The sequence below is a fragment of the Microbacterium jejuense genome (genome assembly GCF_039544225.1).
Lineage (GTDB): Bacteria > Actinomycetota > Actinomycetes > Actinomycetales > Microbacteriaceae > Microbacterium > Microbacterium jejuense.
The window spans coordinates 349,038-366,434 of record NZ_BAABLG010000003.1; the positions used below are offsets into that span (position 1 = coordinate 349,038).

Annotated in this window: 23 protein-coding genes and 2 tRNA genes; 1 reads left to right on the forward strand and 24 read right to left on the reverse strand. The window is 64.0% G+C overall.

The features are described from left to right. Positions 1–24: 24 nt before the first annotated feature. The 24 genes from ABEA46_RS05965 to ABEA46_RS06075 form a co-directional block, all read right to left on the reverse strand. Positions 25–1,548, reverse strand: coding sequence for a phage portal protein (locus tag ABEA46_RS05965; protein WP_345543456.1), 1,524 nt, complete (start codon positions 1,546–1,548; stop codon positions 25–27). A gap of 17 nt (positions 1,549–1,565) precedes the next feature. Next, complete coding sequence (locus tag ABEA46_RS05970; RefSeq protein WP_345543457.1) at positions 1,566–3,278, reverse strand: hypothetical protein; 1,713 nt, start codon at positions 3,276–3,278, stop codon at positions 1,566–1,568. Beyond that, a complete protein-coding gene (locus ABEA46_RS05975) occupies positions 3,275–3,736 on the reverse strand; it encodes a hypothetical protein (RefSeq protein WP_345543458.1) in 462 nt (153 codons plus the stop codon). Before ABEA46_RS05975 ends, ABEA46_RS05970 begins: the two co-directional genes overlap by 4 nt. 633 nt (positions 3,737–4,369) lie before the next feature. After that, positions 4,370–4,442 (reverse strand) — tRNA-Gly (locus ABEA46_RS05980). An 81-nt stretch (positions 4,443–4,523) separates the two neighbouring features. Then, a tRNA-Tyr gene (locus tag ABEA46_RS05985) sits at positions 4,524–4,597 on the reverse strand. Between the two features lie 395 nt (positions 4,598–4,992). After that, entirely contained in the window at positions 4,993–5,148 is a 156-nt protein-coding gene (locus ABEA46_RS05990) for a hypothetical protein (RefSeq protein ID WP_345543459.1), read from the reverse strand. 465 nt (positions 5,149–5,613) lie between these two features. Next, entirely contained in the window at positions 5,614–5,898 is a 285-nt protein-coding gene (locus tag ABEA46_RS05995; RefSeq protein ID WP_345543460.1) for a hypothetical protein, read from the reverse strand. Continuing rightward, positions 5,895–6,092: a DUF7455 domain-containing protein gene (locus tag ABEA46_RS20370; protein ID WP_425563163.1), complete on the reverse strand. Its 198-nt coding sequence runs from the start codon at positions 6,090–6,092 to the stop codon at positions 5,895–5,897. The genes ABEA46_RS05995 and ABEA46_RS20370 overlap by 4 nt, the downstream gene beginning before the upstream one ends. Before the next feature lie 2 nt (positions 6,093–6,094). Then, entirely contained in the window at positions 6,095–6,289 is a 195-nt protein-coding gene (locus ABEA46_RS06000) for a hypothetical protein (RefSeq protein ID WP_345543461.1), read from the reverse strand. Positions 6,290–6,305: 16 nt separating this feature from the next. After that, positions 6,306–7,556 carry a hypothetical protein gene (locus ABEA46_RS06005; RefSeq protein ID WP_345543462.1) on the reverse strand — a complete coding sequence of 417 codons (1,251 nt, stop codon included), beginning with the start codon at positions 7,554–7,556 and terminating at the stop codon, positions 6,306–6,308. A gap of 724 nt (positions 7,557–8,280) precedes the next feature. Further along, positions 8,281–8,523: a hypothetical protein gene (locus tag ABEA46_RS06010; RefSeq protein WP_345543463.1), complete on the reverse strand. Its 243-nt coding sequence runs from the start codon at positions 8,521–8,523 to the stop codon at positions 8,281–8,283. Then, on the reverse strand, positions 8,520–8,687 hold the full coding sequence (locus tag ABEA46_RS06015; protein ID WP_345543464.1) for a hypothetical protein: 168 nt from the start codon (positions 8,685–8,687) through the stop codon (positions 8,520–8,522). The genes ABEA46_RS06010 and ABEA46_RS06015 overlap by 4 nt, the downstream gene beginning before the upstream one ends. A 178-nt stretch (positions 8,688–8,865) precedes the next feature. Further along, positions 8,866–9,354 carry a hypothetical protein gene (locus ABEA46_RS06020; protein ID WP_345543466.1) on the reverse strand — a complete coding sequence of 163 codons (489 nt, stop codon included), beginning with the start codon at positions 9,352–9,354 and terminating at the stop codon, positions 8,866–8,868. Beyond that, on the reverse strand, positions 9,351–10,124 hold the full coding sequence (locus ABEA46_RS06025) for a hypothetical protein (RefSeq protein ID WP_345543467.1): 774 nt from the start codon (positions 10,122–10,124) through the stop codon (positions 9,351–9,353). Before ABEA46_RS06025 ends, ABEA46_RS06020 begins: the two co-directional genes overlap by 4 nt. Then, positions 10,121–11,989, reverse strand: coding sequence for a DNA cytosine methyltransferase (locus ABEA46_RS06030; RefSeq protein WP_345543468.1), 1,869 nt, complete (start codon positions 11,987–11,989; stop codon positions 10,121–10,123). Before ABEA46_RS06030 ends, ABEA46_RS06025 begins: the two co-directional genes overlap by 4 nt. A 7-nt stretch (positions 11,990–11,996) precedes the next feature. Continuing rightward, entirely contained in the window at positions 11,997–12,335 is a 339-nt protein-coding gene (locus tag ABEA46_RS06035; protein WP_345543469.1) for a hypothetical protein, read from the reverse strand. Beyond that, complete coding sequence (locus ABEA46_RS06040) at positions 12,332–12,565, reverse strand: hypothetical protein (RefSeq protein WP_345543470.1); 234 nt, start codon at positions 12,563–12,565, stop codon at positions 12,332–12,334. The genes ABEA46_RS06035 and ABEA46_RS06040 overlap by 4 nt, the downstream gene beginning before the upstream one ends. After that, positions 12,562–12,954, reverse strand: coding sequence for a hypothetical protein (locus tag ABEA46_RS06045; protein WP_345543471.1), 393 nt, complete (start codon positions 12,952–12,954; stop codon positions 12,562–12,564). The genes ABEA46_RS06040 and ABEA46_RS06045 overlap by 4 nt, the downstream gene beginning before the upstream one ends. A gap of 408 nt (positions 12,955–13,362) precedes the next feature. Continuing rightward, a complete protein-coding gene (locus tag ABEA46_RS06050) occupies positions 13,363–13,620 on the reverse strand; it encodes a hypothetical protein (RefSeq protein WP_345543472.1) in 258 nt (85 codons plus the stop codon). Then, complete coding sequence (locus ABEA46_RS06055; RefSeq protein ID WP_345543474.1) at positions 13,620–13,844, reverse strand: hypothetical protein; 225 nt, start codon at positions 13,842–13,844, stop codon at positions 13,620–13,622. The genes ABEA46_RS06050 and ABEA46_RS06055 overlap by 1 nt, the downstream gene beginning before the upstream one ends. Then, the gene (locus tag ABEA46_RS06060; RefSeq protein WP_345543475.1) at positions 13,834–14,166 is read right to left on the reverse strand and encodes a hypothetical protein; all 333 of its coding nucleotides are present in this window, start codon (positions 14,164–14,166) and stop codon (positions 13,834–13,836) included. Before ABEA46_RS06060 ends, ABEA46_RS06055 begins: the two co-directional genes overlap by 11 nt. A 38-nt stretch (positions 14,167–14,204) precedes the next feature. After that, positions 14,205–14,465, reverse strand: a complete 261-nt coding sequence (locus ABEA46_RS06065; RefSeq protein ID WP_345543476.1) for a hypothetical protein — start codon at positions 14,463–14,465, stop codon at positions 14,205–14,207. 181 nt (positions 14,466–14,646) lie between these two features. Continuing rightward, positions 14,647–16,305 (reverse strand): DNA methyltransferase, encoded by a 1,659-nt coding sequence (locus tag ABEA46_RS06070; RefSeq protein ID WP_345543477.1) that lies wholly within the window; start codon positions 16,303–16,305, stop codon positions 14,647–14,649. Beyond that, a complete protein-coding gene (locus ABEA46_RS06075) occupies positions 16,194–16,673 on the reverse strand; it encodes an endonuclease VII domain-containing protein (RefSeq protein ID WP_345543478.1) in 480 nt (159 codons plus the stop codon). Before ABEA46_RS06075 ends, ABEA46_RS06070 begins: the two co-directional genes overlap by 112 nt. Between ABEA46_RS06075 and ABEA46_RS06080 the strand changes: the two genes are divergently transcribed. Further along, on the forward strand, positions 16,672–17,199 hold the full coding sequence (locus ABEA46_RS06080; RefSeq protein ID WP_345543479.1) for a hypothetical protein: 528 nt from the start codon (positions 16,672–16,674) through the stop codon (positions 17,197–17,199). The two genes, ABEA46_RS06075 and ABEA46_RS06080, sit on opposite strands and share 2 nt — an antisense overlap. Positions 17,200–17,397 lie beyond the last annotated feature (198 nt).

The window sequence follows — 17,397 nt, forward strand, 5'->3', positions numbered from 1 at the left end:
GAGGAGGCTTCGGTGGCTACGCGATCAAGCTGCGTCTGCCGGCTCTGTGCCAGGTCCGTCAGTAGGCTCAACGTCGGCCTCCAGCTCGCCCTGCAGCGCAGCCTGCGCCGCGCCGGAGAAGATCGCGGCGTTCTCTTCCTCGACCATCTGCATGATGCGGTCCATGTCAGTCGGCGAGACGCCGTCCAACTCCATCAGATAGCGGAAGGGGTAGCCCACGTTTCGCTTCTTCGTGAGGGAGTCGGTGAGTTGGGCTTCGGAGCGGATCTCGGGGTTCGCCCACCGCAGGGACGCGAAACGAGTCTGTTCGGCGAGTTCGGTGTTGCCACGCACAAGGTGTCCCAGCCGAAGTACTTCCTTCAGAGCCGGAGTCGCGAACGTCTGAAACTCAATCGACTTCTTCACAAGCCCGATCTCGGATGCCTTGAGGCCCTCGGCGTTCACGTTCGACATACCCGTCTTGGTGACGAGGTAGGTCGGAGGCGTGCGCGTCTGTGCCGCGATGTGGCCCACCATGACCGAGACCGCATCGGTGAACACGTCGAGCTTGGCTGCGTCCCACTGAGCGATCCGGGCGTCCTTCGACGAGAACACGGCGAATCGACGCTCGTTGAGGTCCTTCATCGTCACCGGAACCTGACCGATGACCTTCCCGAGCTTGTCGAGAATCTGGCGCTGCGGTGGCGCTGCTCCAAGCAGCACGCGCGCTGGCATCGAGGCGAAGTCAGCCGCGAGGAACAGGTACGCCCACATCAGGTTGATGGCGTTCTGCTTCGGCTTCACGATGGTGAGTTCGGATACCGGCTCACCACGAAGCATGGGCCGGTTCGGCACTTCCACGACCGGGACAACCCCGAGCGGGTTATCCAACGGCCACGTGTCGTCGCCGAATTCCTGCCACGGCTCCCAGCCGCCCTCAGTACTGGCCTTCGACCGCGCCTGAGACGACCACGAGTCACGATCGCTCGTGTTCTTCAGGTACCGGCGCTGCCACTTCCACACCGAATCAGGCGTGTAGAGGATGCCCCGTTCCATCTCACCGTCGACCCACGTCTTCAGTGCCGCGCGACGGAGGCGCGGGTTCGCGAAGTCGTACTCGATCTCGATGTTCGAGGCGTGGTCCCAGGAGTAGGTCGGCTCTGCTTCATCCGTGCCCCACACGGATACGTACGATCGACGTGCGTAGAGCGACGCGAGGATGCCGGCGGAAGCCTGCGAGTCCATCTCATTCAGCAGCCAGTCATCCCACGTCTTGAGCGACACGGAGTTGCGCGACGCAGCGTCGTCACCGCGGTACTGAATGCCGATCGGCGTCAGTCGCTCAGCTTCCGCGTTAGCCACGACGGCACACCAGTTGTCGGAGAACCCCGAGTAACGGGCACCGTTCGCCTTCAACCACTCTTCGGTCGCGAACGTCAGGTTGTGCTGACCGCCGTAGTAGCGCTCGTCCTCATCGATCTCAGGTCGACGTGCGTTCAGTCGCGCGTAGATCCGCTCCACCAGGCCGCGCGCCTCGCGGGCCTCGGGGGATGCTGTGATGTCGTCCAAGAATCCCCCTAGGGTGTCTAGATCCAGGCGAAAGACTCCTGGGGTTCGTCGTCGATGCCCTTAGCGAGTGCATCCATCCGGGCCTCGTGGGCGAGAGTGGAGGACATGGAGATGTCCATCTTTCGGTGGTCCTCGCCGAACGGTTTGCCGATCGTGTAGCGACGGATGAGAGTGACCGAGTCGATGGTTCCGGACCGGATGAACGCGTTCCGCATGTGCGTGTCCGCGTCGCGGTCCTCGTCGTGCGTGAAATCCGAGTCGGGGTTGTAGACATCTGTCCTGAACCTGTCGAGCGCCGCGTGCATCGGGTTGATCCGGTTCGTTTCCCACTTCACGAACACCTTGTCGCCATGCCGTGACGCGAGTTCGTCGCACTCGGATTCCCAGAACTTCGGATCCCAGTAGACGCGGATCAGCTTGTAGACGGTTGCGATCTCATCCCACGCCGCCATGACCTCGGCGTGCGGGATGCGCCCGCCCCAGTCCTGCGGCTTCCAATACGCTTTGCGCTTGTCCGCGCCGTACGTCGGGGTGAACTGGTACCCGTCGAGGGTCTCGAGCCGGATAGCCGTGTGGTCGTTGTTGTCCGACCCGTCGAATCCGCCGCAGAGGCGTACACCGAGATCCACGTCTTGCCGGTATCCCTTGAGCGCCCACTTGCTCATGTCCATCCACGCGCCACCGCCGGTCACGCGACGGTTTCCGAAGAACCGTTCCGCCTGCGCCGGGTCACGTTTCATCAGCGAGGCAGCGTCAGCCTCGATCGAGTCAAGGTTCACCCACCATGAACCGCGGTACACGTACTCGTGGATGTGGCGCCGGTCGTCCTTGTCTTTGTAGTCGAGCGGCTTCCCGTCCTTGCGGCGCAGCTCGACAGCCTGGTCCGGGTCACGATAGAAGACGAACGTGTCGTCTTCGTCGAGCTCGAAGATCTGCTGCGCGTACGAGTTCTCGCCCGGATCCCAAGCGTTCGTGGTCAGGTGCGTTCTGCCGCCCATACCGGCCGCGCCGCGCGCCTGCGTGTCAGCAACCTCAACCATCTTGTTGGACTGGGTGTAGAGGCCCGCTTCGTCCTGCTCGGCATCCGAGATCGGGTTACCGAGACGGGACCGTGCCGACGACGTCACAACGTCGATGCGGTCGAGGTCGTCGAGCCCCGACAGACCGAGGATTCGCACGAATCCTTCGCGAACCGCCAGGGTCTCCTTGAGTGGACCGAGCGCGATCATCGCCCGCAACGGGCCGTAGATGTTCTCTGCCTGGTCAGCAGAGTTCGCGGTGATCTGAATCAGGGGCGACGGATGTCGGATCCCCATCGGTTCCCCGGCCAGGAACTCATGGTCGAACCCACACGAGCATCCCCAGTCCGAACACCGGTAGATCTCGCCGCCGTCAGCCCATCCTCCGAAGACGGAAGGTCCGCACGCCTCGAACGCCACCTGCGACGCCGACAGCGGCCCCTTACCGGTCTTCTGCGGTGCCACGATCAGCGTGCGCCGGTAATGGAATGCCTGGTTGAGGGTGGGCGGGTTGTCCGGCCCAACGTCCTCAGGTCGCACGAAAACAGCCTCGGGACGCACCCGGTACCGGTTCGCATGACACCAGAATTGCCAATCAGCCATCTGGAACGGCTTACCTCGGGCAAATCCCTGCGGAACACGACAATGCGCCGTAATCCACCGGTCCCCCAGGTCACCGAGCGTCGGAAAGTCGATGGTGAACTCGCTCACGGCAACGCCCTCATCCGACGTTGCGGAGCCGCAGTTTCACCTGCCTCCACTGGTCGGTCTTCCCGGTCAGCGCGTCGCGCACCGACCTCGGCAACAGCGATTGCCCACCCGTTGAACCGCATCCCAGCCGGCGTCAACCCAAGCTGGTCGCGGTAACGGTGCAGCTGCCCCACAAGCGCGGCGTTCTCGCCCGGGGCGAACTCGATAACAGCCTTCAGGCGGCAGTATTCGGCCACCACAGGCCACCGCCACGCCTCCATCGACCACGCGCACGCCTGCGGTGTCGTCCACGCCTCAGCCCAGATCTCGGCTTCACGCTCACGAAACGACTCAGTGCCGCCCTCGTCAGGCGCTTTCACCTTCACTTTGTCTTCGAAGTACTCCGTGAACAGGATGATCGGCTGCAGAGGGAAGGCAGGCGCCTCACCCCTGAACCCCTCGGACGGAAGCGCCGTCACCGAATAGCCCCGTCGCTCAGACCGACCCGACTTCGGATCAGGAGCCGGACCAGAACCCGGCCTCGCACCACCTCTAGGCATGACCAACACCACCTCCCCCGCATCGCGCGGCATCAGTCGAACATCAGTGCGATCCCGAACGTTTTGAACCCTCCACACCATCCAGAGCCCTCATCGGCGATGCTCTCGGTGGTGGGCTGTTGGGGGTCTCCCCCCGGGGTGGGTGTGGGGTGTTCGAAGGTTCGTTCACTCCCGTTGGTTCCAGCCTCCGGGTGAGGTTGCTGCCGTGTGTTTGTTGTGGCAAGTGGCGCAGAGTCCGCGGCCTCGTGTCGGGTCGTTGGGGTCATGTCCTTGTGCGACCAGTTCGCGGCGTGTGAGTGGGTAGTGGTCTGCGACTGTTGCGATTGCGGCGCGGCATTGGACGCACACTGGGTCTCGGGTGAGTACTGCGGTGCGGAAGTCGCGGTGTCCTTGTGTGCGGTAGACGGCGTTGTCTACTCGGGCTCGTCTTGCTTCCTGTCGGTGTGCCCGGCATTTGCTTCCCTCGTTGCGGGGGAAGAGTTCGGGGCATCCGGCGACGCTGCACACACGCATGGTGCGCACCTCGTATCGGGTCGAAGGGAATCGATTGTGAGCCACACGCGAGGATCGAACTCGCACCTTCCGGGTGGAAGCCGGATGCCCTGCCGAACTGGGCCTGTATGGCGGGTGTGACTTGGCTCCCTCGCGGGCTACCTACACTCAGCGCAACTTGAGTGACGTGCAGCGTCGCCACGACTTCGCTGCTTGGTGGTGCCGTCCAGATTCGAACTGGCAGGGCTACTGATTTACAGTCAGCGCTACGCACCAATGTGCGACACCATCGCCTCAGGTCAACTGCGATTACTGCGTTTACGCTTCGCGGCCGTGTTGTCCGCCCTGCGGCCTGAGGTCTACGTTGCCGGTGATGCCCGCGCGCTACGGACATCAGGCTTTGGTGCGCGTAGCTCCGGGGACGTTGGCTCCCGGATCTATCCAAGTCAGCGCCGCCTTTATCGGAGCGGGCGTGAGCACCATTACAGGTGCACCGTCAGAGCGTTCTCCTGGTCGAGGTGCGGGTAGCTCTGTTACATCCACCTGTGGAGCTCGCGGGTCACGATCCCGCATATATCAAGGAAGACGAGGATCCCGTCTTTCTTGATAGCCCGACCAGATCGAGCCCCGTGGTGTGGTTTGCGTCGTCACCAGCGACGAGATAGCTGTGCACCTTCTATCTGTCAGGGTTCGGCCGGCCATTCGTACTCGGCGATGGTGTTGCCTTCGCCGTCGAACGACACTGCACGCGACGCCGTCTTCGGGATGCGTGCTTCCTGCCGGGGTGTCGGATTCTTGATCCGCAGCTTGTGGGTGGGTGTGATCGTGTCAGCGGTCATTCGTCGTTCCCTTCTTCATCGTCGGGTTCGAACGGGATGCTCGTGTCTGTTGTGAGCTCGCCCACGTCGGATCCGAATCCGAGTGGGACGGGTCGGCGCCGTAGTGCGTGGATGAGTGCGGGCACAAGGTCACGGACGATCGCGTCAGCGAGGGTTCGTTCCAGGTATGACCCTGAGTTCGTTTCACGCCACGCGTTGTAGGCCGATTCGGCGTCGTCGGCGAGACTCATCGTGTTCTCCGGTTCCCGTAGGCACGAATATGTGCCCAAAGACATACCGCGGCCGTGGCAACGGTGATTGCCCACGCGGCTTGTCCAACCGGATGCCGAATCACGAATGCGTCGGCCAGGTGGGCACTGAGCGTGCCGGATCCGTCACCGGTCCGGGCTGAACGTCCGATCGCGGCCCCTTCGATGACGCCGAACGCGGCAACCCAGACGATCCATGCTCGAGTCCAACCGGACATCAGTCGCAGTCAAATTCGGCTGCGGGTTCCCAATCGGGGTCGGCCTGTGCGGACACGATCTCGTCGACCCTCACCTGCAGTACTCGTGCTGCGCGGACAGGGTCATGCCCGTAGCGTGCCGTGAGTTCAGTGCGTCCGAGGTTCGCGTTCTCGTCGTGCCACTGCGCCAGGGTTTCGGCGCCCGAGAGTTTGATCACGGCGTCGACCGCTGTGGTGGCGTCGGTACCCTGCAGTCCCGATTCGTGCAGCAGCCCCAGGATGGTCGCGCGTTCGCTATCGTTCATGCTTCCTCCAGGAGGAATGAGTAGTCGTGCAGTTCGGTCACGTTGGGGAGAAGCTTCTCTTTGCCCTGCCGCCAGTGGTGCACGCACCATCTCATGAGGGTGCCGAATGCGCGGGATATCACGTATGCCTGCGCACCGCACCCGTCGCATCGGTCAGTCGCGTCCGGACGTGGCTTGTCCCACACCTCGTCCACGATCAGTCCCAGTACCAGTGTTCGGCGGGATGCCGGGGTTCTGGTTCCCGGCCGACGCGCAGTGCGGCCTTTGCTGCGGCTCTGACCGCCTGCCGGCACGCGCGCGTGAACTTGCTGTGCCCACGGGGTGTGGTCCAGTACCTGTGGTTCCACTGGCCGGTGTACTTGTACGGCTGGTCCTTGTCGGTGTGCGCCATGATGCGCCTCCCCGGACTATCGGATGACTTCGTAGTCGCGGAACTTCTGCGCGCGGGTCACGACGAACGTCGTCATGCCTGCGGGGCAGTCGGTTCCCGAGTAGTCGGCGAACTCTGGTGAGCCGTTGTCGGCTGCGGGCACCTGACACATCAGGAGCGAACCGAAGTTCTTCACGATGTCGTGGTGGAAGTGTGCACCGAGTAGGACCGTCGCGTCACCGACAGGCTGGTGGCCTGCCGCCATGTTTCGGTAGTACTCGTACGCCTTCTGATCCGGCGTGGCGCCCTTCATCTTCCCGTACACGTGTCCGTGGGTTGCCGCGAAGATGTGACCCTGCACGTCGAACGTGAGCGCCATTTCTTCGTTCGCGATCATGAACGACACACCGGACATTCGAGGATCACGTGACACAGTTCGGGCGGCGTCTTCGATTACCTTGACGTCGTCGTTGTCGTGCCGGTCGATCCGCTTACCCTCGAATCGGTTCTCACCGTGATTACCGGGAACCGCCACGACACGCACACGATCGAAAAGTCCGGTTACCCGGTCGAGGTAGTCAACGAAAACCTCTGTGGCGGTGTTCATCTGCTGTCTGCGGTTGCGGTCTATCTGGTGGGACTGGTTCTTGTACACGAAACAGCCTTCGATGAGATCACCCATCGCGGGGATGACGATCTCGCCCAGGTTCCTCTTGCCGAGGTCTTTGGCCCGGTCGATGACCTGGTCGAAGTAGCCGTCGAGGCGTTCGATCAGTTCCGGGGTGCCTTTACCGTTCGCGACCTTCCCGACCTGCCAGTCGGAGACGGGGGTGACGAACGATGCTTCACCTGTGAACCGGGTGCGTGCTTTCGGGGTCCGCTTGAGGCGTCCGAGCAGTGCGAGCGCGTCGAGCTCGATCTTCTGCTCGGAGGGCACCACTGCGAACCGGTACCGCCATGCGGGACGTGTGACGGCCGGCGTCTTCGTCTGCTTCCCATCCTTGCCGGGATGATCCACGAACGGAACATCACGGGTCCACGCCACCGGATCGTAGGACGCGGCGATCAGACGCAGCTCGAACCCGTCAGGGAGTTCGACGCCCATGGACTCGAGGATGCTCTCGTAGTCGTCGCCGACGATCTTCGGAACCACGGGCGTTGTGATGACGGTCGGTTCGTGCGTGTCCGGGTCGAACGCGATGCCCGGCTCCCAACCCTTCGGGGCCGGGTTGCGGTCACGGGCGGGCTGCACGATCGGAGGTGTCTGCAGACGGTCAGCGAGACTCATGCCAGCCCCCGCTTCTTCCGCCACGCACGAAACGCGGTGTCAGACATCTTCGGTGCACCCTCAGTCACGAGCTCGTCGAGAAGGACAACATGTCCCCATGCGGGGTCGGTCACCGCGGCGAGGATTGCGGACTGTTCCTGTTCAGGGCGGCTATCCACCCACACGTCCATGACCGATTTGCCCGCGGGGCGTTTCATCGGTGGTGTTGCAAGTCGTTCAGCGAGTCCCACGGGATTACTCCAATGGTCGTGTGTCACCCCCAGTAAGCGCGGGGCGCACGGGGATGGAAGAATGCCCGACCGCAGCCGCCGAAGATTCGACGCTGGCTCCGGGCTGTGAGTCGCGTGGAGGTAGCGAGCCAAAGCGACTGTTTATGGATGGGTGGCCGGCTGCTGCGCTCGGCCATCTCTACCCGTTTCGGCGGCGGTGGTAACCAGTGCGCTCAGCGGGGAGAACGAGAAAAGCCCCGGACGTGTCCGAGGCTTGGGTGTGCGCGTCGCGCTACTCTAGAAAACTATCACGGTTCGATGTGCGTTCGCAACATCTCATTCAGATTCGTTATGGATTCCGAGTGAGAGGAAGTCGCGGTATCGGAGTGCCTTGCCTCCGTTGGCGAGGTTCACGGAGTCGACGCCGGCCGAGCGGATCCTTCGGTAGAGCACGAACCGGCTGATCCTGTACGTGTCGCAAATCAAGTCCAACGGGATGAGCGTGCCCGAACCGGTCACGACGTCCAGACGCGTCGGGTGGGTTCGTCAGCGGCCCACGCTTCGAGTAGGCGCTGGTAGTCGAATCCGTCAGGCCAGGATCGACGGATCTTCCCACGGCGGACGTCGCCGTATGGGCCGTCGCCTTGGATTTCGTCGTATCCGGTGCGGTCGAATCCGTCTGCGGGGATGCGGTTGGGGTCGATGCCGAACGATGCGATGTACGCGCACGACTCCGGGTTCTGGGCGTAGGTGGTCATCGTGTTTTGCTGCTTCCTGTCCAGTGGTTGAGGGGTGTGCCGCCCTCGCCCGTGTAGGTTTCGCCCATGCGCCAGAGGAGGACGTGCCAGGCGGTGAAAAGGGAGAGCCCCAGCAGTGCGGTCACTGCCAGGGCTCCCCGGACGATGCGGTAGGTGCGTTTCATGTCGGCAGCAACGACGTCAGCAGCCAGTGGAATGACGCTACAGACCACATGATGACGCTCCCGATAATCCCCACGGCGACCAGGAACACTGCGAGGTATCCGGCACATGCGATTACACCGAGCAGGCATGCCACAGCGGCACGCCACCAGCTTTCCTCCTGCACCCCACGTGCCGCGGTCATGATGCGTCCCTCGCGGCTTCGAGAGCGGCCCGGACGATCCGTAAGAGCGGGCGCACACCCTCTTCTTCGAGCGCCTGCCACGCGGCTTCCACCTGTGCGTCGGTGATTGGTCCCTGTCGGCGGAAACCAGCAGCGAGGATGCGGTCAGCGAGGTAGACGCCCAGGAGCGGACTCCCCGCACCGTTCGCGTGGTCAGTGAACCCACGCAACAGAACGGCGTTCAGCGCCTCGCGCTCGTCGTCGGTCGGTGGGGTGGCGTCCGGGTCTATGCCCGCCTCCGTGAGCAGCTTCTCCGTCTCGAAGTGGTGCAGTTCGCGGGCGTGCATCTCGCGGACCGTGCGCTCGTGCTCGGCGATCAGGGTGTCGAGAGCATCCTTCAGTGCCTGGACGGCTCGCGCACTCATCGGGTATAGGCCATCGCCGGGGCTATGGCGGATGCCGAGATCGAGCGCCTGTGCGGCGCGGGCGTCTTCGATAGCGATCATGCTGCTCCCCCTTCTTTCTGCATCCGCATCCACTCGGCCGCGAACGTTTCGAGAGCCTGCTTGTGGGTTTCGATCCACCCGAACCATTCAGCAGACCACCCGCAGTCAGGTGTTCCGCATTCGATGAGCAGGTCGTCCCCCTGTTCGACCGGGGAACGACGCCACAGTGACCCCCGGGTGCGGCACTGCTCACAAACGAACCAAGGGATGGGCCGGTACAGCACTTCGGCGTCCGGCCACCGCTTCAACGCGGTCTGCAGGCGCTTGACCAGCACGACGGCCCGTTTCGCGCCTTCCCGTGTGGCGATGATGGAGTCGACGTCGGCCCACTCCCCCACGGCTTGGCGGGCGAGCTCGAACGTGTCGTCAATGGATGCGGTGGACGGGATGGGCGGTGCGCCGAGTGCTTCCATCAGCCCGTCCGCCGCCAACCATGCATCGGGGATGACGATCGATTTCGTCATGGACGTGTCGACGCGTTCCCCGATGGCCTGTGCGGTCTTGTCGATGGACCGGAAGTGGACGATCAGTTCCTCCACCCGCGAGAGGGCGTCGGTGATCTTCGAGTAGCAGGTGCGGCACAGCTTCCCGTGCTCTGCTTCCCTCGGCACACAGCCCCGACAGTTCGGGTTGTCACAGGTTGCCCAGTGCGCCGGCACCCACCTACCCGACTCGTCGTCGAACACCTTCTGCAGGCACGGCCGCGGGCGGTCTGCCCCTGGCAGCAGTTCGAGCGTGTTGGTCACACAGTCGTTGGTGATGAATGTCACGCAGCAACCTCCATCGTGTTGTTCAGGTACGAAGCGACAGCCAACCCCAGGTCACGTGCGGCCGGAGGTGTGACAGCGTTCCCGGCCTGCTTGACCTTGTCCCGCTTCGAACCGACCAGGTGGTAGTCGGCAGCGAATCCCATGCCCAGCTGGATCTCGTGAGGCTCCAGCATCCGGAAGCCGGCGTCGTCAACGTCCAGCGAGATCGGCTCGCCCGGCTCGAGGACCGACTGGTGACCGCCCGTGGTGAGCGTACGGATCGGCTCGGTGACCGGAGTCGACATCTCTGCGCCGCCATCGTTGTTCCGCATCACGAGCGCGTGGTGGTTGCCGTTCGCTGCGACGGTGTCGATGGGCTCGTTGATCGACTTGGCGACACCATGGTTCCGGAGCGGTACGACGATGCCCGTCTCGTTCCGGGTCGACTGGGTGCGCATCGGGTCCGCGGCGGGTGCCGCCATCTTGCCTTCGCGGCCCTCGACCGGCACCAGCAGTGATGCATGGTTGCCGCCTGCGACGAGTGATGGCAGCGCGTCGGTGATGGGCTTGGACCGGGATTCGTCGTTCCCGCTGAGGTTGTTGACGATGAGCGCGTGGTTCGCGCCGTCGGCGACGACCGTGGGCAGCGGGTCTGTGACTGAGATGTTTCTGTCGCGTTCGCGGAACTGCGACAGGAACGGTGGGATGGCGACACCGTATTCGGTGGTCGTGTTCAGTGTTCGGAGTGTCTCGTCGACTGGCCATGCCCGCAGGTAGTTCGATCCGGTCGTGACACCGTCGTACGTGTTCCCGGCCGCGGAGACGGTCAGCGGTCGCCAGTACCGTTCGATACCGCGGCGGATCCGCTCACGGGTCTTCTCTGCCAGAGGCTTCTCCCTGTCGCCGATGCGAGGTGCCGGGATCGACCAGTCGATGATCGACAGGGCAGGCAACCATGCCGGTTCGACGACGTGACCGCATGACGGGCACCGGTAGAGGTACTGGGCCTTGTAGCGGCCCCACCTCTCCGACTTCTTGAACGCCTGCACGGCCCGGACTTCACCGTCCTGTTCGCAGAACGCGATGGGTCGCTGCCATGCGGACAGGTTCGGCTTCCGCTTCGAGTCGCGCCGCCAGAACACCACGTACATGCGGTCACGGGACTGAGGTGCGGGGAGACCGCCGGCCTGTGCGTGCATCGAGTTCAGCCAGACGATGTCGTGGTCGTATCCAAGCAGGTCCATGGCGTACAGCCACGCGGGGAACTGTGACCACTTCGCCGCGTCGACCACGTTCTCGATGATGATGGCCCGATACTCGTGCGCCTCGGCGAACCGGGGCACGTCCCACATGGTCGCGCGGGACCGGTTCGCGGCTGCGTCCTCCTGCGGTCGCTTCCCGTCGAGCTCGAAGAGTGCCTGCTGCTGCGCCTGGTGACGCTTTACTCCTTTCGCGATGGAGTGGTTCGTGCATTCCGGCGACGCCCACAGAACATCCGTGCGCGGGAAGTACCGGGGGTCGACCTGTGAGATGTCGGCCTGCGCGTGGTCCGTCTCCGGGTGGTTGATCTGGTGTGACTCGATCGCCTTCGCCCAGTGGTTCGCAGCGATGACCACCCGGTACCCGGCCTCGACGAGCCCGGACGAGGATCCGCCGGCGCCGCAGAACAGGTCGGTGACGGTGAGCCCGTTCCACTGAACGTCGGGGTGCTGGTATCCGATCACCTGTACTCCGTTCCGGTGTCGTTCTTGCACGGGACCGAACTGCGCCCCCACGGGGTGCGGCAGTTCCCGCAGATGTGGGTGTTCACGACGGGGTCTGTGCGGGCTTCTTCGAGCCATTCGTTTTCGTCGTCGGTGAGGGTGGTGCGGGGATAGTGGGGCCAAGAAGGAGTCACAGGTTGAGGCCTTCCCGGATGAGCACGAGTGCTTCCGTGTGTCTCTTCTCGCTGTCTTCGCGGGTCTCCCAGTCGAACTCGGTCGGGTGCTGCGCGGCTTCGGCGAATTGCTGCTCAAGAAGAGCGACGTACGCGATGAGGTTGGCGATGCGCTGCTGTTCCACGAGGGCGAGCGTCGCGTGTACCTGCGCCTCTCGCAGTGATGCGTGAACTAGCCACTGCTCGTCTGCGTCAGCCCCGCACCAATCCATTGGCAGGTTGTCGTTCGGGCCGGCGGTGTCGATGTCGCGCAGGATGCTCTGGGCTTCGGCGGCGTGGTCGATTCGTTCGGTCATGTCGTTGCCTCCGTGGGGATCAGCACGTCGCGTACCGAGTCGACCCGGAACACCCAGTAGCGGTGCGCGCCAGCGGAACCGAGCGTCGCGTCAGCCTTGTTGATGGCTTCCTGCTTCGTCGCGGCGACAACCTCAACCGGTGTTGCACGGTCCCACCGGGTGACGTAGTACGGATCGGTGGGCCGGGCGACTGCGCGCATCTTGAACACGAACAGTGGTGCGTTGGTCAAAACGGGGTCTCGCTCTCGGGGATCGGGGCGGTTGCCCACGGGTCTTCCGGTGGTGTGTCGTAGGCGGGGTTGCCGACATACGGCTGAACGGGCGCACGATGATCTGCGGCCGGCGCGGGTTCCCCGTTGAGCAGTTCCACCTGGGCGTCGTTGATGGTGTGGTCGACGTACCGGTTGTCGCGTTCGCTGACCTTCGTTCCGAGTAGCCCGGTGACTTTCACGTGGGCGTTCACGGGTGGTGCCATGCCCCCGGTGCCCTTCGGGAACCAGACGGCCCAGAAGCGGCGGGAGGATCGCCCGTCGCGTCCTTCCCAGGTCTCTTCGACCCGGAACCCGGTGCCGGTGCTGTTCAGTGATGCGACGGTTCCCGTCACGGTTGCGGATGCCATCAGGCGGTGACCCTTTCGGTTTCGTTCTGGTAGGTGTCGTCGCGCCACTCGCCGTCGACACCGGTGCGCCACCACGGCTTCTCCCCCGTGCCGCGCATGACCCATCCGGCGGCGTCCCAGACGCATTCCTGGCGGGTGCAGACCCATGTGGATCGGTGCGAACGGGTGGGGTCGTAGGCGTGGGGCTGGTTGGTGACGAGGACTTGGGAGTCTCCGTATCCACGGTGCTTGCACTTCGGGTCGTCTCGCGTGGCCACTAGTCGTCGTCTCCTTCGTCGTCTTCGGGTTCAAAGTCCCCGTGGGCCTGATGGCGTAGTCCGGAGAGAACCCACACAGCGGTCACAGCACAAATGAGAAACGCCACCGTGAGTACGGCGGCGATAAGGGACCAGATGGTTTCGGATGGGGTCACGGCGAATCCGCCTTGCCGGGCATCTCCGTGGTGTCGCTCTCGTGAGTCGACGCCCGGATGGTGATGTCGTAGTACGGCGAGGATGTCTGCAGCTTCTTGTCGAACCGCACTTCGATTTCGTCCTTGAAGCCAGCGATGTCGGCCTGCTCGACAAACGCCCGCAGATGGGCGAGCGTCAGCTTCCGGGCTCCGAAGTCGAGGACTTCGGCGACGACGCCGACCGATCGGGTTGTGGTGGTCGTCTTCTTGATCATCAGTCCCCTCCTAGTTGGGCGATGTGGTTGTACCCGGCAGCAGCCCGGTCGATGCGGGGCGGGATCGGGCGAACGTCGCAGTAGAGCAGCAGTTGTTCTGCCCGTTTCCGGGTGTTCTGGTTCGCTGCGTCGCGGCGGTTCGGGTCCCACGGTGTCCTCACGTGCCCGTAGATGACCCTCTGGTCGATGTCCCACATGATGCGGGCAAGCTGGTCACGGTCCATCGGGGTCACCTCCAAGGAGTACGGCGGCGTCTGCCAGCCGCATGAGTACGAACTGGTCTGCGGGGTTGGTGGTGCCGCGTCGTTTCGCGACCACGAATGACACGGGCGCGTCGTCGTTGCCTGCCTCGATTGCGGCTTCGTTCAGCCACGGTCCCGGCAGGAGCCGGCCACCGTAGTCCTTCACCTCGATCACGACACGGTGCCCGAGAACGGTGCGGATGCCAGTCACGTCACCCCGGTCCTTCGCACCGGTCTTCGCGCGACGTTCGATCCGGTCATCCCCGAGACGTTCCCGCAGGTATCGGACCACGAGGGTTTCCATGGCTGTCCCTGCGGCTTTCGCGGATGCACGGGACCGGGTCACTGTGCCTCCCGGAACTCGAGGATGTTCTCGACCGGGATGCGGTCGGTCCACGAATAGGGCGTGGTCACGGTCACGGACTTCCCGTTGACTCGAACCACGTGGTGCCAGCCGATCTGGTCGCACACGTAGGCGGCTTCCTTCAGGTCGGCGGCGGTGTAGCGGACGCGGTTGGCTTCACGTTCCCGGGCGGCTAGCACCACGGCATCCCACGCAGTCAGCCGTTCTGCCCGAACCGCGGCCACGGCGTCGTCGATCATGCGTTCCGTCGCGGCTGCGCGGGCACGGTACGCGGACTTCGTGTCTCGTTTCATGTTCCGCTCCAGGTGAGGATCGCGTCAGTCCCGTGATGTGCATGCCGGCCCGTGTGGTTGGGGTCACGGTCACACGCGTACAGGACCCCGTTGTTGTAGAAGTCGATGCTCGAACCACACGTCTCGGTCATGCGGCGGTGTCCTCCAATTCGAGAAGGTCAAACAGTGACGGGGTCGCCTGTTCGTTGTCGAGCTCCCGCTGGTACATCACCGCGTCGCGGAACGACGTCGGGTTGAGCTCGGAGGCCCGGCCGAGGCGGCCCAGCTTCCGGGCACGGAGGGGGACGGTGCCGAGGCCGCCGAACGGGTCGTAGACGAGCTCTCCACGGTTGGAGTACCGCTCGATGAGCCGGTCGACGATGTCGAACTGCAGCGGGCAGATGTGGAACTCCAGGGCCCGGCGGGACTGCTCCCCGTTGAGGGTGAGCATGCGGTTCACGTCGTCCCACACGTCCGGCCGCCAAGACCCCGGGTCGAGTGACTTGAACGTCGACGGGAGCGCGTTCTTCGCGGCCAGGGCCTCTCCGGTGGCGACGTGCGCGTCGAAGTCGTACACGTTGCCGCGGGACTGCGTCTTGAACAGCTTCGACCGCACGTCGGGAGCGAGCAGCGCGAGCTCGTCAGGCGACAGCAGCCGGTTCCCCGAGGACCGCCAGTCGGCGGCAGCGTCGATCTGCCAGCGGGCGAGGGAGTAATCCCGGACCTCCTTGGAGACCCGCACGTCGGCGTACCCCTTCGCCCGGTCCGTCTGCGGCTTGTGGAACAGCAGGATGTACTCGGGCGAGCCGACGCCCATCTTCGTACCGTCCTTGCGCATCTCGGTGTACCCGAGTCGGTAGGTCTGGTTGTTCTCGCGGACGACGTCGGTGGTGACGGTGATCATGCCGAGGTAGTCGAAGCCGTGCTTGAGCCCGTGCACGGTCGCTTCCTGGTGGAACGGGGAGACGGTGGGGACGCCGGCGCCGGTGACCGCGCCGAACTGGATGCGGTCCTTCACGTGGCAGGCGTAGATCCGGCCGGGCTTGAGGATCCTCCACAGCTCCGGCGTCAGGTAATCCATCTGCTGCCAGAAGTGCAGGTTGTCGTCGGTGTGCCCGAAGTCGTTGTAGCTGGGCGTGTACTCGTAGTGGTTCGAGAAGGGGATCGACGTGACGATCAGGTCGATCGATTCGGCGTCCATGTGGTCGCGGGTCTCCAACGTGCAGTCGTTGAGCGCGATCGTCCATTCGTCGCCCGACTCTTCGACACGGTCCACACCCATCGAACGGGTGAGCGCCGCCGAGATTGCCGTCGAGTTCAGCCCGAACTCTCGGATGACGTCCGACATGGTGTCGGTGAGACGGTCGTGTTCCTTCCACTTCCTTTCAAGAACGTCCCTCACCTCACTCTCGGTCTCGGCGTAGATGATCGTGACCGAGCACGCACGCTCCTGACCGAACCGCTGGATGCGGTGGCAAGCCTGAATCGTCTGGTCGAACTTGTAAGACACGCCCACGAAGATCGCCGTGTTGGCCTGCTGCAGGTTCATGCCCTGGCCGAGCATCACCGGCTTACCGATCAGCGCGTACGTCTTGCCGTCCCGCCACTCGTCGAGGCGGCGTTCCGCCTCTTCATCGGTCAGGCTCCCGTACACCGACGAGAAGCTGAGGCCTTCAGCAAGAAGGGACTTCTCGATCAGGTCCTGCTCGTCGTTGAGGTCACACCAGATGATGATCTGGTCAGGTACTCGATCGCCCGAAGCATCAGCGCCGTGTCCTCCCGGAACAGCCCCAGACCCGTGTTGCACGACGTGCAGAGAATCCCCCGCACCTCGCCCGTCTCGTGACTGTGATCCACCGGCATCCGGTCGTCCGCCAGTCCGCAGAGCTTGCACTTCCCGCCCTGCGATTCGAGCATCGCCGCGTACGATTCCGGCGTCAGCCCGTACGTCTTCAGCCGGGCCTTCCGCGATCTCGCTCGGTACGCTTGCGGCTGCGCCGCGTAGTTCCGCCTTCCGCGTTCCCGCTGCTGAGCTTGCAGACGTTCCTTGTTCCGCTCGTAGTACGCCCGCCGATACTCCCGAGCCTTCTCCGGGTCCCGCTTCCGGTCCCGTTCCTTCTGCTCCGCCAGAAGCCTCTCCCGATTCTTCAGGTAGTACTCCCGTGAGTACGGCATGCTCACGCACCTTCCACATGGCGCGGGCAACACGCGCCGTCAGAGAATCGCGCTTTTCGCGCGCAGAATCAGCGAGCGACTTCGCGCCGGCGCGGACGAGAACACCCTGGCCGTCGCGGTCGATCTGGTCCGACTGCACGTCGACCTCGACCGGGTTCCACTCGACGGCAAGCGGGGGCAGGTCGTATCCCTCGTCGGAGAAGCCGAGGTCGGACGGCCGCTGCACGAAGCACGCCCACGTGTTCAGCCACAGCCAGAACTCGCGTTCCTTGTGCGGGTACAGCGTCAGGTTCCCTGCGGACGTCGAGTCGCGCTGGAAGAACCGGGTGAGCGCCTGGCCGGTGTCCATGATGCCGAGGTAGCCGGCGTAGTGGATGAGTTCCTTGTGACGGTTCGGGGACGGCGTTGCGGTCGCGACGAACCGGAACGGGACCGAGTCGAACAGGCCAAGGAACGACTGGTACGTCTTCGAACCGAACGACCGGAGCACCGATGCTTCGTCCAGCGACACCGCTTCGAACAGTGAGACGTCGAGCTTGCCGTCGCGCACAGACTCGTAGTTGGTGACGTAGATGCCGCCACCGTCGAGCTCGTGCGTGTGCCGGATGAACCGAACGTCGATGCCGAGCAGTTCACGCCCGTCACGGATGAACTCTCCACGGACACCGAGCGGCGCAATGATGAGCGCGCGCTTCCCCGGCGTGAAGCGGTCCAGGATGCGATC

Bases quoted from the DNA above. Each gene is read 5' to 3' on its own strand.
- ABEA46_RS06055 (WP_345543474.1), bottom strand. From the start codon at position 13,844: ATGGACCGTGACCAGCTTGCCCGCATCATGTGGGACATCGACCAGAGG.
- ABEA46_RS06060 (WP_345543475.1), bottom strand. From the start codon at position 14,166: ATGGAAACCCTCGTGGTCCGATACCTGCGGGAACGTCTCGGGGATGAC.
- ABEA46_RS06050 (WP_345543472.1), bottom strand. From the start codon at position 13,620: ATGATCAAGAAGACGACCACCACAACCCGATCGGTCGGCGTCGTCGCC.
- ABEA46_RS06045 (WP_345543471.1), bottom strand. From the start codon at position 12,954: ATGGCATCCGCAACCGTGACGGGAACCGTCGCATCACTGAACAGCACC.
- ABEA46_RS06065 (WP_345543476.1), bottom strand. From the start codon at position 14,465: ATGATCGACGACGCCGTGGCCGCGGTTCGGGCAGAACGGCTGACTGCG.
- ABEA46_RS06015 (WP_345543464.1), bottom strand. From the start codon at position 8,687: ATGAAACGCACCTACCGCATCGTCCGGGGAGCCCTGGCAGTGACCGCA.
- ABEA46_RS05995 (WP_345543460.1), bottom strand. From the start codon at position 5,898: ATGAACGATAGCGAACGCGCGACCATCCTGGGGCTGCTGCACGAATCG.
- ABEA46_RS06080 (WP_345543479.1), top strand. From the start codon at position 16,672: ATGCTCACGCACCTTCCACATGGCGCGGGCAACACGCGCCGTCAGAGA.
- ABEA46_RS06000 (WP_345543461.1), bottom strand. From the start codon at position 6,289: ATGGCGCACACCGACAAGGACCAGCCGTACAAGTACACCGGCCAGTGG.
- ABEA46_RS06035 (WP_345543469.1), bottom strand. From the start codon at position 12,335: ATGACCGAACGAATCGACCACGCCGCCGAAGCCCAGAGCATCCTGCGC.
- ABEA46_RS05990 (WP_345543459.1), bottom strand. From the start codon at position 5,148: ATGACCGCTGACACGATCACACCCACCCACAAGCTGCGGATCAAGAAT.
- ABEA46_RS06010 (WP_345543463.1), bottom strand. From the start codon at position 8,523: ATGACCACCTACGCCCAGAACCCGGAGTCGTGCGCGTACATCGCATCG.
- ABEA46_RS06075 (WP_345543478.1), bottom strand. From the start codon at position 16,673: ATGCCGTACTCACGGGAGTACTACCTGAAGAATCGGGAGAGGCTTCTG.
- ABEA46_RS06020 (WP_345543466.1), bottom strand. From the start codon at position 9,354: ATGATCGCTATCGAAGACGCCCGCGCCGCACAGGCGCTCGATCTCGGC.
- ABEA46_RS06005 (WP_345543462.1), bottom strand. From the start codon at position 7,556: ATGAGTCTCGCTGACCGTCTGCAGACACCTCCGATCGTGCAGCCCGCC.